Origin of the sequence: Streptomyces sp. NPDC091972 (assembly GCF_044756385.1) — a bacterium.
Classification (GTDB): domain Bacteria; phylum Actinomycetota; class Actinomycetes; order Streptomycetales; family Streptomycetaceae; genus Streptomyces.
In genome coordinates this window covers 150,422-165,847 of the sequence record NZ_JBIVSV010000007.1, presented here as the reverse complement: position 1 = coordinate 165,847, position 15,426 = coordinate 150,422, and the positions used below count along the sequence as shown (strand labels likewise).

Annotated in this window: 15 protein-coding genes; 7 read left to right on the top strand and 8 right to left on the bottom strand. The window is 71.9% G+C overall.

What is annotated here, in order from left to right; translation table 11 throughout:
* A complete protein-coding gene (locus ACIQJT_RS22215) occupies positions 1-837 on the bottom strand; it encodes a lysozyme (RefSeq protein ID WP_365461717.1) in 837 nt (278 codons plus the stop codon).
* A gap of 235 nt (positions 838-1,072) precedes the next feature.
* On the opposite strand from ACIQJT_RS22215, the gene ACIQJT_RS22210 reads away from it, so the two are divergent.
* Positions 1,073-1,567: a MarR family transcriptional regulator gene (locus tag ACIQJT_RS22210; RefSeq protein WP_365461719.1), complete on the top strand. Its 495-nt coding sequence runs from the start codon at positions 1,073-1,075 to the stop codon at positions 1,565-1,567.
* A gap of 767 nt (positions 1,568-2,334) precedes the next feature.
* Here ACIQJT_RS22210 and ACIQJT_RS22205 read toward each other — a convergent pair.
* Positions 2,335-3,123, bottom strand: a complete 789-nt coding sequence (locus ACIQJT_RS22205; RefSeq protein ID WP_402645982.1) for a protein phosphatase 2C domain-containing protein — start codon at positions 3,121-3,123, stop codon at positions 2,335-2,337.
* Between the two features lie 372 nt (positions 3,124-3,495).
* Between ACIQJT_RS22205 and ACIQJT_RS22200 the strand changes: the two genes are divergently transcribed.
* Genes ACIQJT_RS22200 through ACIQJT_RS22180 form a run of 5 tightly spaced genes read left to right on the top strand, consistent with a single transcriptional unit; the run spans position 3,496 to position 9,027 of the window.
* Positions 3,496-6,210: a nitrate- and nitrite sensing domain-containing protein gene (locus ACIQJT_RS22200; RefSeq protein ID WP_402645979.1), complete on the top strand. Its 2,715-nt coding sequence runs from the start codon at positions 3,496-3,498 to the stop codon at positions 6,208-6,210.
* On the top strand, positions 6,207-6,710 hold the full coding sequence (locus tag ACIQJT_RS22195) for a roadblock/LC7 domain-containing protein (protein ID WP_053852877.1): 504 nt from the start codon (positions 6,207-6,209) through the stop codon (positions 6,708-6,710). The genes ACIQJT_RS22200 and ACIQJT_RS22195 overlap by 4 nt, the downstream gene beginning before the upstream one ends.
* Complete coding sequence (locus tag ACIQJT_RS22190) at positions 6,707-7,111, top strand: DUF742 domain-containing protein (protein WP_053852876.1); 405 nt, start codon at positions 6,707-6,709, stop codon at positions 7,109-7,111. Before ACIQJT_RS22195 ends, ACIQJT_RS22190 begins: the two co-directional genes overlap by 4 nt.
* On the top strand, positions 7,092-7,748 hold the full coding sequence (locus ACIQJT_RS22185) for an ATP/GTP-binding protein (protein WP_365461726.1): 657 nt from the start codon (positions 7,092-7,094) through the stop codon (positions 7,746-7,748). Before ACIQJT_RS22190 ends, ACIQJT_RS22185 begins: the two co-directional genes overlap by 20 nt.
* 25 nt (positions 7,749-7,773) lie before the next feature.
* Positions 7,774-9,027, top strand: a complete 1,254-nt coding sequence (locus tag ACIQJT_RS22180; RefSeq protein ID WP_365461728.1) for a styrene monooxygenase/indole monooxygenase family protein — start codon at positions 7,774-7,776, stop codon at positions 9,025-9,027.
* Here ACIQJT_RS22180 and ACIQJT_RS22175 read toward each other — a convergent pair.
* The 4 genes from ACIQJT_RS22175 to ACIQJT_RS22160 all read right to left on the bottom strand — a co-directional run bounded on the left by ACIQJT_RS22175 (position 8,976) and on the right by ACIQJT_RS22160 (position 12,195).
* Entirely contained in the window at positions 8,976-10,070 is a 1,095-nt protein-coding gene (locus tag ACIQJT_RS22175) for a C40 family peptidase (protein ID WP_402645973.1), read from the bottom strand. The genes ACIQJT_RS22180 and ACIQJT_RS22175 overlap by 52 nt on opposite strands.
* Positions 10,071-10,173: 103 nt before the next feature.
* Positions 10,174-10,476: a hypothetical protein gene (locus ACIQJT_RS22170; protein ID WP_402645970.1), complete on the bottom strand. Its 303-nt coding sequence runs from the start codon at positions 10,474-10,476 to the stop codon at positions 10,174-10,176.
* Positions 10,469-11,116 (bottom strand): helix-turn-helix domain-containing protein, encoded by a 648-nt coding sequence (locus ACIQJT_RS22165; RefSeq protein ID WP_365461734.1) that lies wholly within the window; start codon positions 11,114-11,116, stop codon positions 10,469-10,471. Before ACIQJT_RS22165 ends, ACIQJT_RS22170 begins: the two co-directional genes overlap by 8 nt.
* 140 nt (positions 11,117-11,256) lie before the next feature.
* Complete coding sequence (locus ACIQJT_RS22160; protein WP_365461736.1) at positions 11,257-12,195, bottom strand: diiron oxygenase; 939 nt, start codon at positions 12,193-12,195, stop codon at positions 11,257-11,259.
* Between the two features lie 90 nt (positions 12,196-12,285).
* On the opposite strand from ACIQJT_RS22160, the gene ACIQJT_RS22155 reads away from it, so the two are divergent.
* Positions 12,286-13,389, top strand: coding sequence for a ferritin-like domain-containing protein (locus ACIQJT_RS22155; RefSeq protein WP_365461738.1), 1,104 nt, complete (start codon positions 12,286-12,288; stop codon positions 13,387-13,389).
* Between the two features lie 6 nt (positions 13,390-13,395).
* On the opposite strand, the gene ACIQJT_RS22150 is transcribed toward ACIQJT_RS22155, so the two are convergent.
* Positions 13,396-13,905 carry a DUF3291 domain-containing protein gene (locus ACIQJT_RS22150; RefSeq protein WP_365461740.1) on the bottom strand — a complete coding sequence of 170 codons (510 nt, stop codon included), beginning with the start codon at positions 13,903-13,905 and terminating at the stop codon, positions 13,396-13,398.
* 45 nt (positions 13,906-13,950) lie between these two features.
* Entirely contained in the window at positions 13,951-15,414 is a 1,464-nt protein-coding gene (locus ACIQJT_RS22145; protein WP_365461913.1) for a penicillin-binding protein 2, read from the bottom strand.
* Positions 15,415-15,426 lie beyond the last annotated feature (12 nt).

The following is a 15,426-nucleotide window of genomic DNA, read 5'->3' as shown; positions in this document are numbered from 1 at the left end:
TCAGCCGTTGGCGAGGGCCTGCACCCGGTCGAGCGCGCCGTTGAAGCGGTCGTGGTCGCCGACCGTCGGGCCGGTCGAGGTGTACTGCCACATGGTGTACGTGCTCCAGCCGGCCGGGAGGGTGCCGGGCGTCGAGGCGTAGCGCGCGATCCACAGCGGGGTGGTGGCGGCGAAGCCGCCGTAGTTGCCGGTGCACTGGGTCCACCAGCTCGTGGCGGTGTAGATGACGGCCTGCCGGCCGGTGCGCGCCTTGTACTGGTTCAGGAAGTCACGGATCCAGGTGACCATCGCGCTCTGCGTCTTGCCGAAGCAGGCGTCGCCGTACGGGTTCCACTCGATGTCGAGCACCCCGGGCAGGGTCCTGCCGTCCCTGGACCAGGCGCCGCCGTGGTCGACGAAGTAGTCGGCCTGCGTCGCGCCGCTCGTGGTGTCCGGGGTGGCGAAGTGGTAGGCGCCGCGGATCATCCCGACGCCGTAGGAGCCGGTGTACTGCTGGGAGAAGTAGGGGTTCGTGTAGTACGTCCCCTCGCTGGCCTTGGTGTACGCCCACCGGACGCCGCTGTTCCACAGGGTGGTCCAGGCGACGTTGCCCTGGTAACTGGCGACGTCGACGCCCTCCGTCTGGGTGGCGCGGGTGCCGGCGGGGAGGCCGCCCTGGCCGTCGTGCGCCACGACGCCCATCCCCATGCGGGCGGAGCCGCGGGCCGGGACGGCGGTGGCCTCGGGGGATTCCGCGGCCGGGACGGGGGCGGTGGAGAGCAGGGAGAACGCGGTGAGCAGGAGTCCGACGAGGAAGAGGCGTCGGGGACGTATCGGTCCGGGTCTGTGCACGGGCATGGCGTGCCTCCGAGGGCTCGGTGATGCTCGGTGGGGGGAACAGGGAAGGCCGTGCCGGGCTGACGTGTGCATGCCAGCCACTGCTCGGTCGAGACGCTACGTACGGGGACGACGGGGTGGGAAGAGGGGCCGGACGCTGCCGTTGGTCCAGCCCTGCGAAATACTTACGGAGCTGCGGTGATGTCGCAATCTGGCGGAAACTTTCACGACCGGGAAATCCAAGGCAGGGGCTGACGTGCACGAAGAGGGAAACGGCGACGGCGGCCGGGGCGGGGCCGACAGGGCGCCGAGCGGTGTGGACCAGCCCGGATTCCTGGCGCTGGAACGCGAGTTGACCGTCCTGCTGCGCCGCGCCCGGGCCAACCAGGGGGAGATGGCCCGGGAGGTCCATCCCGACCTGGAGTCGGCGGCCTACGGGCTGCTCATCCGTCTGGATGAATGCGGCCGCCAGCGCGCCACCGAACTGGCCGGCTACATCGGGGTCGGCAAGGCCACGATGTCCCGCCAGCTGCGTGCCCTGGAGGACCTGGGTCTCGTCACCCGCGAGCCGGACCCCGCGGACGGCCGCGCCTGGCTGGTCGACCTCACGCAGGAGGGCCGCTCCCGGGTGCACCGGGTCCGCGACGCCCGCCGGGCCCGGTACGCGGGCCGTCTGGCCCACTGGAACCCACAGGAGGTCACCGAACTGGCCCGACTGCTGCACCAGCTCAACCGGGGCATGGAGAAGTAGTCCGGCCTCGGACGGCGGCGGGGGTTGGCGTTCCGCCGGACGGGGTAGCTGGGGCGGGCGGTGTCGGGTGCGGGCGGTGCCGGCGGTGCCGGCGGTGCCGGCGGTGCCGGCGGTGCGGTGGTCTCGGGCACGGGTGGTGCCGACGGCGCCGGTGGTGCGCGGGGTGCAGGCGCTGCGGGCGGTGCGGGGGGTGCAGGCGCTGCGGGCGGTGCGGGCGGTTCCGGCGGTGCGGGCTGTCGCGGGTTGGCGTCGGCTGTCGTGGGCAGTCGGGGTCCGCCCCCTCGTAGCTCCGCCGACGCGGGCCGCCCGGGCAGGCCCGGACGTGAGTCGCCCCGGTCGGTCCCCTTACAGCTCTGCCGGCGTGGCCGCCCCCGGTTCCGCCCGGACCCCCCGCGCGCTCGTCGATACGGGCCGCCCAGGCAGGCCCGGACGGCCCTCACGGCTCCTCCGAATCGAGCTGGCGGGAGGCCGCCTGCCCTACCCGGCACCTTCGCGCCGCTCGTCGACGCGAGGCGCCCCGGCAGGCTCTGGAGTCCCACACCGCCCCACCTAATCGAGCCCACGAGGGCCGGACGCGAGCTGCCCCGGTCGGTCTCCTCACCGGTCCCCCGACGTGGGCCGTCCCGCCCTGGTCGGTCTCCTCGCAGCGCCGCCGACGCGGGCCGCCCCGCCCGGTCGGCCCTCATCGCTCCGCCGCATCTCACCGCTCCACCGAAGCGAACCGGCACGGACCGCACGTGCGCGAACCCGTCCGCCCGGGCGCCCCCTCACAGCTCCGCGTACACCGCCGACGCGTCGTCGTGGGTCTTGCTGCGGCCCAGGTGGGTCCGGGGCTCCGCGTCCGCCCGCTCCAGTTCCCGGACGCGGTCCACCAGGGCCTGGGCGCCCTCCTTGCGGACGAGGGCGAACAAGTCCGGCCAGCCGCCCTCGTGGAACTTCTCCACCCACCGGGCCGCCCCGTCCGTCAGGGCCAGCAGGGCGCGCACCGACGCGCGCGGCAGCACCCCGGTCACCGCGCGCCCCGCCACCGAGGGATCCGCCGCCGCGGTGAAGAAGCCGCCCTCCTTGTTGCGGAGGTTCGCGTCGATCAGCGCGTCCGTGGCCAGGGAGGCGCGGGGGAGCCGGGAGAGGCGGTCGTCCAGTACCGCCGAGACCGAGCCGTCCGGCGCCTCCACCAGCAGTGCCGAGTCGGACAGGACCAGGTACTCGACCGACTCCGGGGACCACCGCGCCGTCACCACCGTCCCCTGGGGTGTACGCGGGTGAGAAAGGTCACAACCTTCACCATGTGTCTCCGCTGTGCGCACGATCGCCCGGGACAGCACCTCGGTCAGGGGAACATCCGTGAGCGAAACGGCCAGTTCGGTCAGCGCCCCGCCCAGTCGGGCCGTGAACCACTCGACCGAATGCAGACAGCCCGTCGGACCGGCGGGCGGCGTGACCCCGTCGAGGACGACCAGGACGCCGCCCCGTCCGGAAGCGGGCAGCGCGACACTCGCGAAGTCCTCGTTGGGACGCTGGACATCGCCGGGCTCCGAGACAAGTTCCGTACGCATCCAGCCAGTCTGCACGAGCCCTTCACAAGCTTCGCCAAAGCGTGCCAACACTCGCGGAATTGACGTAGTCGCGCAGGTCAGGCGCCAGTTTTGGGCTGGAATGGCGGTCTCCGGGCACGCGTGGTGGCGAATATTGCCATCGGTCTTCGCCGACGTCCAACCGGCCCGCCGGGCCCGGCCGGTGCGTGTGCCGCGGGAACTTGCCCGCCAACTCCCGTCCGGGGTTCACTCCTTCGGGTGGCGGCTCAGGCGATGCGCGACCACCGCCCACCGGCGCTGGGAGGGTCGGGAACCGTACCCCGGTGTGCACACCAGTTGACGGAGCGTCACCCCGGGCCCATGGGTATCACGAGTTCAGGAATGCGAGCAGCGGTGCAGAAGACGCGGCCTCGTCGCACAGGCAAGCAGACGGCCTCCGGCAACGGCGCGGAGCGCGCAGCCGCCACGCCCGGCGCCCCCGGGACCCCCGTCGGCAAGGGCCGCCCCACCCACGTCCGCACCCGGCTGATTCTCGCCGTCGCCGTCGTGGCCGCCGCGATCGCCGGGGCCGGCGCCCCCTCCCTGGTCACCGCCTCGGGGGAACTCCACGACTCCCAGGACCTGGTGACGCTCGCCGAGCAGACCCAGGACGCCCTGGACCTCGCCCACGCGCTCGCCGACGAACGCGACGAGGTCACCTCCTACATCGCGGCCGGACGGCCCAGGGCGAAGGCGCCCGGCGAGCAGTCGAGCGCCCGCGTCGACCGTCAGGCCGGGGAACTGCGCGCCGACAGCGACCTGCCCGCCACCCTGCGCACCGACCTCGACGGCATCGACGCCGTACGCCGCTCCGCGCTCACCGGCAAGACCACCGCGCTGGAGACGCACAACGCCTACTCCGCCGCCATCACCGAACTGCACGCCCTCGCCGAGGAACTGGCCGAGCGGATGCCGGCCCGGGCCGGCTCCGGCGCCTACTCCCTCGCCGAGCTGGACTCCGCCGTGCAGCAGGCCGCCGCCACCCGCGGACTCCTGCTCGCGGCGCTCAGCGTGCCCACGACGACCCGCAGCGTCTACGACCCGGTCAGCGGCCTGACGAACACCGAGAAGGTCTCCTCCAAGGCCGACGCCGCCCAGCGCGACGCGCTCGCCGCCGCCGCCCAGCAGGCCCGGCTGCGCTCCGACGCGGCCCTCGCCGACTTCCGGGACTCCGCGCCCGCCGCCGCCAGGGCGAGCTACGACTCCACGGTCGCCGGCCCTGAGGTCAACTCCGCCGACAAGTACCTCGCCGCCCTCACCGACCAGCCCACCCTGTCCGCCGGTGAGCTGAACACCGGCACCGCCAAGCTCGACGCCGCCCTGTCCGCCCGCGTCGACCTCATGCGCGGCGCCGAGTCCGCGCTCTACGACCGCCGGGTCAAGGCGCTCGCCCAGCTCCGCGACGACGACGTCACCGCGCTGGAGCTGAGGGTGGCGGTCCTCGGCGCCCTGATGCTGCTGGCCGTCGGCATCAGCACCGCCATGGCCCGCACCCTCACCCGGCCCCTGTCCGTGCTGCGCCGCGGCTCCGCCCGGCTCGCCGGCGCCGAGGACCCCACCACCGAGGAAGCCGTCTCCTTCACCGGCCGCAACGACGAGTTCGCCCAGGTCGTCCGCTCCGTCAACACCCTGCACGCGCACGCCGTGGCGCTCGCCGAGCGGATCAACACCCTGGAGTCCGACCGCAAGCACCTGGTCGGCCAGCGCCAGAAGATGGCGGACGCCCGCGAGCAGCTCAAGAGCGAACTCGCTGAGTCCACCGCCCAGTTGGAGCGGCTGCGCACCACCATCGGCGCCACCTTCGTGAACCTGGCGCTGCGCACGCTCGGCCTGGTCGAGCGGCAACTCGCCGTCATCGAGGGCCTGGAGGAGCGCGAGCAGGATCCGGAGCGGCTCGCGACCCTCTTCAAGCTCGACCACTTCGCCACGGTCATGCGCCGGCACAGCGAGAACCTCCTCGTCCTGGCCGGCACCGAGCACGTGCAGCAGAGCGCCGGACCGGTCCCGCTCGTCGACGTGGTCCGCGCCGCGGTCAGCGAGATCGAGCGCTACGAGCGGGTCCGTATCGCCGCCCTCCCGCCCCACGCCCACGTGGCCGGCTTCGCCGCGGACGACCTCTCGCACCTGCTGGCCGAACTCATGGAGAACGCCACCTCGTTCTGCCCGCCCGACCTGCCCGTCGAGGTCTCCGGCTGGCTCCTGGAGAGCGGCGAGGTCATGCTCTCCGTCCAGGACGAGGGCATCGGCATGACCGCCGAGCGGATGGCCACCCTCAACTCCCGCCTCGCCGACTTCGACCCCGAGGCCGCCTACGAGTCGTACGACGAGGGCGACGAGGGTCTCGGCCTCGGCCTGTACGTCGTGGCCCGCCTCGCCCACCGGCACGGTGTCCGCGTGCAGCTGCGCGAGCAGAAGCAGGGGGGCGTGGCCGCCGTGGTGGTCCTCCCCAAGACGCTGCTCACCGCCGCGCCCCCGTCCGCCGTCCCCGCCTCGGGCGCCGCACCGGTCTCCGGCGCGACCCACTCCTTCTCCCTCCCCGGCGCCGACGCGGAGGTCAACTCCAACGTTCTGAGCGGCCGTTCGCAGGACGGCGACCCCCTGGTGGCCATGGCCGAGAAGGCCGTACGCCACGCGGAGGCGGAGACCCCCGCCGAGACCACGATGGAACTCCTGGCCCCGATACCGGCCCAGGGGGAGCCGGACCCGGTGCGGCCGGACCCCGTGCCGGACGAGCCGTCGGCGCCCGAGCCCGAGCCCGCGGTCGACGCCGAGGCCGAGACCGAGCACACCCGCGCCGACGAGGAGCCCCTCACCGACAAGGGCCTCCCCAAGCGCACCCCCAAGATCACCGCGCCCACCGCCCCGGCCCCGCGCCGGCGCAACGCGTCCGTGGACGCCGACGCACTCCGCCGCAGGCTCGGCGGCTTCCGCCGGGGGGCGGAGGCCGGCTACCGCGACGTGGAGGCGGAGATCAAGGAACAGACCGGCGAGACCAAGCTGCCGGCCGCAGAACAACGCACCGCATCCGAAGAAGCCACGGGGGGCACAGCCGAGGAGGCAAGCAGTTGACCGCGCCCAGTACCTTCGGACTGAGTCGTGAAGCCCGCAATCTCCACTTCCTGCTGACCAACCTCGTGGAGGAGGTGCCCGGCGTCCAGTCCGTCGCCGTGGTCTCCTCCGACGGCCTGCTCCTGCTCTCCTCCGACGCCGAGCGGAACGCGGAGGCACGCGAGGCCCGGGACGGGAAGCCGGCCGGCCCGCGCGGCTCGTCCGCCGACCTCGCGACCATCGTCTCCGGCATCGGCAGCCTCACCCTCGGCGCCGCCAAGCTCATGGACTTCGGCACGACGAAGCACACCATGATCGCGATGGACGAGGGCAGTCTGTTCGTCATGTCGATCAGCGACGGTTCGCTGCTCGGCGTGCACGGCTCCGCGGACTGCGACATGAGCGTCGTCGCGTACCACATGGCCCTGTTCGTCGGCCGCGCCGGACACGTCCTGACCCCCGAACTCCGCAGCGAGCTACGGCAGTCGCTGGAGAACGAGGGGACGGGGAGCGCCCGATGACGAACCGGCCCGAACTGCCCGTCCGCGGCGGCGACCGCAAACCGGCCCGCGTCCGGCCGTACTCCCTCACCGGCGGCCGGACCCGCTTCGGTCACGTGCTCCTGGTCGAGACCTTCGTGGCGGCCCTGGAAGCTCCGGAGGAGCGCAAGGAGCTCGGCAACGGCTCGCTGAAGTCGGTCATGCCCGAGCTGCGGGCCATCGTCGAACTGTGCCGCCGGATGCGCACGGTGGCCGAGATCGCCGCGCTGCTGAAGATGCCGCTCGGCGTGGTCCGGGTCCTCCTCAGCGACCTCGCGGACCAGGGAAAGATCCGTGTGTACGGCACCGGGACCGGTCATGGCACGGGCCGTCCCGACCGCGCTCTGCTGGAAAGGGTGCTGAGTGGACTCCGCCGTCTCTGACGCCGCCGCCTCCCGGGAGGCCGGCGTCACCCCGTTCGTCGATGTCGAGACCGACGACGACCTCAAGTCCTGGCAGACGGACCGCACCCGGGCCCCCATCGCCACGAAGATAGTCGTGGCCGGCGGCTTCGGCGTCGGCAAGACCACCCTGGTCGGCACCGTCTCGGAGATCGAGCCCCTCCAGACGGAGGCGCTGATGACCGAGGCCAGCGAGCAGGTCGACGACCTCACCGGCACCCCGGAGAAGGTCACCACCACCGTGGCCATGGACTACGGCCGCATCACGCTCGACGACGACCTGGTGCTGTACCTCTTCGGCACGCCGGGCCAGGAGCGGTTCTGGTTCATGTGGGACGACCTGGTGCGGGGCGCGATCGGCGCCGTCGTCCTGGCCGACACCCGCCGCCTCAAGGACTCCTTCCCCGCGCTCGACTACTTCGAGAGCTGCGGACTGCCGTACGTCGTCGCCGTCAACCACTTCGACGGCAGCGAGCTGTTCGAGCCGGAGGACGTGCGGGAGGCCCTCAGCATCCCCCGGCACATACCTGTCATGATCATGGACGCGCGGCGGAAGATCTCGGTCATCGAGACCCTGCTGTCCCTCGTCGGCCACGCGCTGGACGAGACCCCCGAGTAGTCCACCCTTAGGAGCCAGCACCCGCATGCGGAAGATACTCGTCGTCGGAGCCGGCCAGTCCGGACTCCAGCTCGCCCTCGGCCTCCAGTCGCACGGGTACGAGGTCACCCTGATGTCCAACCGGACCGCGGACGAGATCCGTTCCGGCCGGGTCATGTCGACGCAGTGCATGTTCCACACGGCACTCCAGCACGAGCGCGATCTCCAGCTGAACTTCTGGGAGTCCCAGGCCCCGAAGATCGAGGGGCTCGGTGTCTCGGTGGCGGCCCCCGGCTCGTTCGACCCGGGGCCCTCGCAGCGCGCGATCGACTGGCTGGGCAGACTCGACGGGTACGCGCAGTCGGTCGACCAGCGCGTGAAGATGGCCGGCTGGATGGAGACGTTCGCCCAGCGCGGCGGCCAGCTCGTCATCCACGGCGCCGCGGTCGGCGACCTCGACTACTTCTCCCGTACGTACGACCTGGTCCTGGTCTCGGCCGGCAAGGGCGAGCTGGTCTCCATGTTCGCCAGGGACCCGGAGCGCTCCCCGTACCGCGAGCCGCAGCGCGCGCTCGCCGTCTCCTACGTGCACGGCCTGGGCCCGCGCCCGGAGCACCCGGACACCGAGGCCGTCCGCTGCAACCTCGTCCCCGGCGTCGGCGAACTGTTCGTCATGCCGACGCTCACCACCTCCGGGCGCGCCGACATCCTCTTCTGGGAGGGCGTGCCCGGCGGCCCGCTCGACGTCTTCAACGGCGTGAAGGACCCGGCGGAACATCTCTCCTTGACCCTGGAACTCATGGAGAAGTTCCTGCCCTGGGAGTACGCGCGCGCCACGAACGTCGAGCTCACCGACGCCGGCGGCACGCTGGCCGGCCGCTACGCGCCCACCGTGCGCAACCCGATAGGCCGCCTGCCCGGTGGGGGACTGGTCCTGGGCGTGGCCGACGTCGTCGTGGCCAACGACCCGATCACCGGGCAGGGCTCCAACTCCGCGTCCAAGTGCGCGGCCTCCTACCTCGCCTCGATCCTGGAGCGCGGGGAGAAGGAGTTCGACGAGGAGTGGATGCGCGGGACGTTCGAGCGGTACTGGGCCACCGCCCAGCACGTCACCAAGTGGACGAACGCGATGCTCGCGCCCCCGCCGGAGCACATCCTGAACCTGATCGGTGCGGCCGGGCAGTTGCAGCCGGTGGCGGACCGTTTCGCCAACGGCTTCGACAACCCGGCCGACTTCGAGAACTTCTTCTACGACCCGGAGAAGGCGGAGGCGTTCGTGGCCTCGGTGGCCGGGGCCTGACTCCTGTCGTCGGGACGCACGGCTCCGAGGAGCGGGTGAGCGGCGATCGGGGACACCCTGATCCGCTCGCCCGTCCTCGGGGCCTCGATGACCTCGCCCTTCCCGACGTACATCGCCACGTGCGTGGCCCCGCGGAAGTACAGCACCAGGTCACCCGGGCGCAGTCGGTTCAACGGCACCCTCGGCAGCCGGGCCCACTGCTGCTGGCTGGTCCGGGGGATCGGGGTGCCGGCGGACGCCCACGCCTTCGACGTCAGTCCTGAGCAGTCGTACGTCCGCGGGCCCTCCGCACCCCACTCGTACGGTTTCCCGAGCTGCCGTCGGGCGTACCGCAGGGCTCTCTCGCCCGCCCTGGACGGCTTGCGCGCTTCCTCTCCCAGGGCGCCGGACGTCGTCAGCTCCCGCTGGGCCTTCTCGACGCCCTTCTCCTCGAACTCCGCCAGCGCGGTGAACTGTTCGGCGCTGAGGGAGGCGAGCAGCTCCTCCACACCGTGGAGCTTCGCCCGTACGGCGTCCCGCTCCTTCTTCTGCCGGGCGGCGAGCGTGAGCTGCTGGTCGAGCGCCTTGCGCCCCCTGCGGGCCAGTTCGTCGGCGTGCCGCTCGGTGCCGGTGAGGCGGCCCACCGTCCTGGCCCGGTCCCGCGCCAACTGGCCGATCACATGGCCCTGTTCGATGGCGTGCTGGGGGTCGCGGGCGAGCAGGAGACGGACGTACGGCGAGATGTCGGTGCTGCTCTGGTACTGCTGGCGGGCCAGCCGCCCGGCGGCACCCCGGCTGTCGTGCAGCGAGAGCCTGACCTCGGAGAGCGCCGCGTCCAGGCGGTTCACCTCGGCGCGCTTCGCCTTCAGCTTCTCCGCGGTGGCGTTGTAGGTCTCGGTGGCCTCCTCGGCCTCCTGGTACAGCCGCTGAAGGTCCGTCAGCAGCTCGGCGACGGAGCGCTCGCGCGGCTGCGGCTCCGGTGCGGCGGCCGCGGGCAGCGGCGCGAGGGCGGTGCCGGCCGCCACCGCCGCCGTACACACCAGACGCAGAAGCCTTCCTGACACGTCATCACCTCCGGTGCGGAGCAGCCCCTCTGTTCCGCACGGCGAGCATCAGGCGGCTCGGGCGGGCGCGCGCGCCGGGTGTGGGCGGTTCGGAGCAACCTCGTCACCCGTCGGTGTCAGCGGGCCTGCCGGGCCTGGACCACGGCCACCTCGGCCGGTCGCCCGCCTTCCCCTCGGGGTCGTACGCGTACTTCCAGCCCTTCTGGATGCCCAGCCTGCTGTGCCCTCCGGGCACCCGGCGGTAGACCAGCACGGTGGGCGGGCCGCCGGCCGCGTCGGGGACGGGGATGCGGTACGTCTTCGGCGGGTGACCGGTCGGTCCCAGCAGCACGGGCAGCACCCGGCCGTCCATGGGGCCGCCCTCGAAGGGGGTGTCTTCGCTCTTCACGGCACCAGTGTCAGCCATCCGCCGCGAGGGCCGTGACCAGCGCGGCGGTCTGCGGGTCGCGGTTCGCGGTCACCGAGAGCACGGCGACGAACTGCTCCACCAGCCAGTCGCGCAGCTCCTGGACCGGGGGCTGCTTGCTCTCGTCGAGCCAGATCAGGGAGGCCGCCTCCACCGCGGTGATCCACATCCGCACGGTCATGCGCAGCCGCAGGCTCGGTTCGGCGACACCGAGGTGGCGCAGGATGTGCTCGGCGGCGGCCCGTCGTACGCCGTCGACGATGGCGGTGGTCCGGGACGTCTCGACGACACTGCCGCCCTGGAGCAGGGCGCTGAAGCCGGCGTCGTGCTCGTCGACGAAGGCGAGGTAGCGGTCGAGGGCGCGGGACAGGCGGTCGAGGAGGGGGCCGTCCCGGGGCTCGTCGAAGCACTGCTCCAGTTCGTCCGCGGCGGACCGCAGCGCGGCCTCGTAGAGCTGCTGCTTGCCGCCGGGGAAGTACCGGTAGACGAGGGGACGGGAGACTCCGGCCGCTTCGGCCACGTCGTCCAGGGACACGTCCTCGGGGGCGCGGTGCGCGAAGAGCCCGAGGGCGGCCTCGAGAAGCTGGCTTCTGCGCTCCTCGACGCCGAGTCTCCGGTAGGCGGGCGCGGATGGGGTCATGAGTGCAGCGTAGTCGGCGTCCGCGGGAGCGTCGTGGCTGGTCGCGCAGTTCCCCGCGCCCCTTGAAGGCCGGACCGGTGCATGTCGTTCAGGGGTGCGGGGAACCGCGCGACCAGTCCCCGCCGGTCCGCGCACGACCGTCAGGCCAGCAGCCCCGACGACTTCCACAGCCGGCGCCCGACGCCCCGGAGCACCCCGATGTCGTCCAGGAAGTCGGTCAGCCGCTTCGCACCCGTCTGCATCACTTCCCGCCGGTGCCCGCTCGCCTTCACCTGCGCCAGCGCCTCCCGCTGGTCCAGGCCGACGTTCGTGTAGACCTCGGGGTTCACGAAGGCGACCGAGAACACCCGTGCGAACTCTCCGGAGGTCACCCGGGTGAACTCCTGCGACCACCGAGGGGCGGAGACCATCTGGCGCCGCAGCTCCTCCCGGGCGTAGCGCACGTGCCGCGCCTCCTCCACCACGTGGATCCGCGTCACGCCCCGGATCAGCGGCTGCACGCGCTCGTCCGGGAACGTCAGCCGCTGCATCCAGTCGAGGATCTCCTCACCGAGCAGCGTGGCCGTGAACGACCCCGGGGTCGTGGAGATCGTCTTGAACAGCCGCCCGAGCTGCTGATGGGTCCGGCTCACCGGGTACCAGGGCGTGTCGCCCCGGGTGATCAGCCGCGCGAACATCTTGGAGTGCCGGCACTCGTCCTCGATCTCGGTGAGGGCGTACCGCACATGCGCGCTCGTGGCCGCCTTGTCGTAGATGTGACGGCACAGGAGCTGCATGAGGATGATCTCGAACCAGATGCCCAGCGAGGCCAGGGCCGCGGCCTCGTGCTTCGAGAGCAGGATCCGCTGCTCCTCGCTCATCCGCCGCCACATCGGGGTGTCGTAGAGCGACACCAGCTCCGGCGGCCAGTACCACAGGCCGTCCTCGAAGGGCGCGTCCCAGTCCAGTTCCTTGTCCGGGTCGAAGGAGTGCTTCGCGGAGGAGTCGAGCAGCCGCTCGGCGACCTGCTCCCGGTCCTTGAGCAGGCCGAGGGCGTCACGCAGCCCTTCGAGCGCGTCGACATCTGTCAGACTCGTCATGGCTCTTATGAGACTGCTTGTCAGCAAGGCCGTCAATCCCCTGCGCGCGACTTGTTGACCCGGCGTCTACAAAGGGGCAGCCTGCGGGACATGCCGACTTTCGACCTGTACACCACGGATCCCGGGGACCCCCACTGGCAGGTACCGGCCACGGGCCAGGCCCGTTTCGCCTGGGAGTACGACGACGGCCGCGAACGTCTCCTCGCCCTGTACCAGAAGGGCAAGGACAAGCAGTGGGACGGGCAGAAGCGCATCGACTGGGACCTCGAAGTCGATCCCGCCGACCCCCTCGGCACCCCCGACGAGTCCATCTCCGTCTACGGCACCAAGTACTGGGCGAAGTTCACCGACAAGGACAAGGGCGAACTGCGCCAGCACCTCGCCTCCTGGCAGTTCAGCCAGTTCCTGCACGGCGAGCAGGGCGCGATGGTGTGCGCCGCGCGGATCGTGGAGTCCGTGCCCGACCTCGACGCCAAGCTCTACTCCGCGACCCAGGTGATGGACGAGGCGCGGCACGCGGAGATCTACGGCCGCTTCCTCCACGAGAAGATCGGGATGCTGTACCCGATCAACGACAACCTCCGGTCCCTGCTGGGCGACACACTGCGGGACTCCCGCTGGGACATGCCCTACCTCGGCATGCAGGTCCTCATCGAGGGCCTCGCGCTGGCCGCGTTCGGCATGATCCGCGACACCACAGACAAGCCGCTGCCCAAGCAGATCCTCGCCTACGTCATGCAGGACGAGGCCCGGCACGTGGCCTTCGGGCGCATGGCCCTGCGCGACTACTACAAGCAGCTCTCCGACGCCGAACTGCGCGAACGCGAGGACTTCGTCATCGAGGGCTGCCACCTGATGCGCGACCGGCTGCGCGGGGTCGAGGTCCTGGAGAACTTCGGCATCCCGAAGGCGGAGGCCGAGGAGTACGCCGAACAGTCGGAGTTCCTGGCCCTCTTCCGCCGGTTGCTGTTCTCCCGGATCGTCCCCTGCGTCAAGGACATCGGCCTGTGGGGCAAACGCCTCCAGCAGGCCTACGTCGACATGGGCGTCTTCGAGATGGGCGACTCCAACCTCGACCTCCTCATGGCCCAGGACGAGGAGATCGCCGAGAAACTGGACGCGGAACGCTTCGCGGCCGAGGAGCGGGAGCGGGTCGCGGAGGTCCGGGAGGCGATCGCGGCCGGGGAGGGGTGAGCGGCCCTAGACCGAGCACCCCAGGTCGTCGGGGAGTCCGAGGACGGTGGCCGGCTCCGCCCCCTGGGCCGGGTACCGCGTGCGCAGGGTGAAGGCATACGGTGTCGGGCCGTGCGTGCGCAGGTGCAGCAGCCGGGACTCGGCCTCGGCGACCGTGGGGCGGTGGCCGGCCGGGACCCACCACAGGGCAACCATCGCCTCCTGGACCCGCTCGAAGAACTCCCTGCGGCGGGCCAGCATCGCGCGGTGCCGGCCCTGGTACATGTACGACGTCAGCGCGTCGGCGTCCCGCCACACCGACATGTTGATGATCAGCCACTCGTCGCCGAAGACGGCGATGTCGGTGGCGTCGCCCGACTCGCCCTCCAGCCGCCAGACGAAACCGTCGGCGGCGTCCGCGTCGGCGTTCACGGGATCGAGGTTGTCGACGAAGTCCTTCAACTGCGCGGAGTCCAGCGGGGCCGCGAGACGGCCGATGTTCACCTGGGCGAGTTGGTACACGGTCGCTTCAGTCATGGACCGGACGGTAGGTCGGTCGATCGAGGGGCCTCAACCCCTTTCTCACTCCTTGGAGTTGAGCACCGCCTTCATCACCGCCCGCGCGATCGGCGCGGCCACCCCGCCCCCGGTGATGTCCCCCCGGTCCGCCGACGCGTCCTCCACCACCACCGCCACCGCGACCTCGGGCTCCATGTCCCGCTCGCCCTGCGCCCACGCCACGAACCAGGCGTACGGCATCCCGGAGTTGCCGATGCCGTGCTGGGCGGTGCCGGTCTTGCCGCCGACGATCGCGCCGGGGATGGCCGCGTTGGTGCCGGTGCCCTCGGTCACCACCTGGGTCATGAGCTCCTTCAGCACGGCGGCGGTCGCCGGCTGCATCGCCTGCCGCACCGGACGCGGACCCGCCGTGGCCACCACGCTCCCGCCGGCCGTGGTGGTCCGCTCCACGAGGTAGGGCGTGCGGATCTGCCCGCCGTTGGCGACGGCCGCCGAGACCATGGCCATCTGGAGCGGTGTCGCGCGCGTGTTGTACTGGCCGATCGACGACAGGGCGAGCTGCGCCCGGTCCACGGTCGGGTCGAAGGTGCTGCGGGCCACCGAGAACGGGATGCGCAGCGCCGGGTCGTTGAATCCGAAGGCGCGCGCGGTGGCCGTCATGTCACGCACCCCCACGTCCACGCCGAGCTTCGCGAACACCGTGTTGCACGACCACCGGAAGGCCTCCCGCAGGGACAGGTTGCGGCAGCCCTCGGACTCGTTGCCGAGCGAGGTCGTGGTGCCGGGCAGGGTGTACGGCGCCGGCGAGTCCGTCCGCGCGTCCACGTCCTCGATCACCTTCGCGTCCAGCGCGGCCGCCGCGGTGACCACCTTGAACGTCGAACCCGGCGGATACGTCTGCCGCACCGCCCGGTTGAGCATCGGCCGGTCCGGGTTGCCGTTGAGCCACGCCCACGACTGGCCCACCCCCGCGTTGTTGCCCGACAGCACCCCCGGGTCGTACGACGGCGAGGACACCAGCGCGAGGATGCGTCCCGTCGCCGGTTCCACGGCCGCCACCGCGCCCTTGCGCCCGGCGAGCCCGCGATAGGCGGCCCGCTGCGCGGCCGCGTCGAGGGTCGTGACGACGTCCCCGCCCTGGTTGCGGCTCCCCGTGAAGTCGGTCCACAGCGGGAACGGCCTCAGCATCGGGTCCGTGCCGGACAGGACCGCGTCCTCGCTGTGCTCCAGCAGGCTCGTGCCGTACTCCTGCGAGGCGAAACCGGTGACCGGCGCGTACAACGGCCCGTCCGTGTACGTCCGTTCGTAGCGGAGCTGCTCCCCGGTGTCCCGGGAGCCGGTGACCGGCCGCCCGCCGACCAGGATGTCCCCGCGCGCCCGGCCGTACCGGGCGATGTTCTCGCGACGGTTGGCCGGGTTCTCGGCGTGCGCCCGCGCCTCGAAGACCTGGACGCGGACGGCGTTGACGAGCAGCGCCGTGAGGAGCAGGACGCAGAAGCAGGCGGCGTGCCGGATGTAGCGGGTCATACCGGGGCCTGG

Excerpts from the sequence above, each read along its gene's own strand:
- ACIQJT_RS22215 (WP_365461717.1), bottom strand. The coding sequence starts at position 837 with ATGCCCGTGCACAGACCCGGACCGATACGTCCCCGACGCCTCTTCCTC.
- ACIQJT_RS22205 (WP_402645982.1), bottom strand. The coding sequence starts at position 3,123 with ATGCGTACGGAACTTGTCTCGGAGCCCGGCGATGTCCAGCGTCCCAAC.
- ACIQJT_RS22190 (WP_053852876.1), top strand. The coding sequence starts at position 6,707 with ATGACGAACCGGCCCGAACTGCCCGTCCGCGGCGGCGACCGCAAACCG.
- ACIQJT_RS22180 (WP_365461728.1), top strand. The coding sequence starts at position 7,774 with ATGCGGAAGATACTCGTCGTCGGAGCCGGCCAGTCCGGACTCCAGCTC.
- ACIQJT_RS22170 (WP_402645970.1), bottom strand. The coding sequence starts at position 10,476 with ATGGCTGACACTGGTGCCGTGAAGAGCGAAGACACCCCCTTCGAGGGC.
- ACIQJT_RS22165 (WP_365461734.1), bottom strand. The coding sequence starts at position 11,116 with ATGACCCCATCCGCGCCCGCCTACCGGAGACTCGGCGTCGAGGAGCGC.
- ACIQJT_RS22160 (WP_365461736.1), bottom strand. The coding sequence starts at position 12,195 with ATGACGAGTCTGACAGATGTCGACGCGCTCGAAGGGCTGCGTGACGCC.
- ACIQJT_RS22155 (WP_365461738.1), top strand. The coding sequence starts at position 12,286 with ATGCCGACTTTCGACCTGTACACCACGGATCCCGGGGACCCCCACTGG.
- ACIQJT_RS22150 (WP_365461740.1), bottom strand. The coding sequence starts at position 13,905 with ATGACTGAAGCGACCGTGTACCAACTCGCCCAGGTGAACATCGGCCGT.
- ACIQJT_RS22145 (WP_365461913.1), bottom strand. The coding sequence starts at position 15,414 with ATGACCCGCTACATCCGGCACGCCGCCTGCTTCTGCGTCCTGCTCCTC.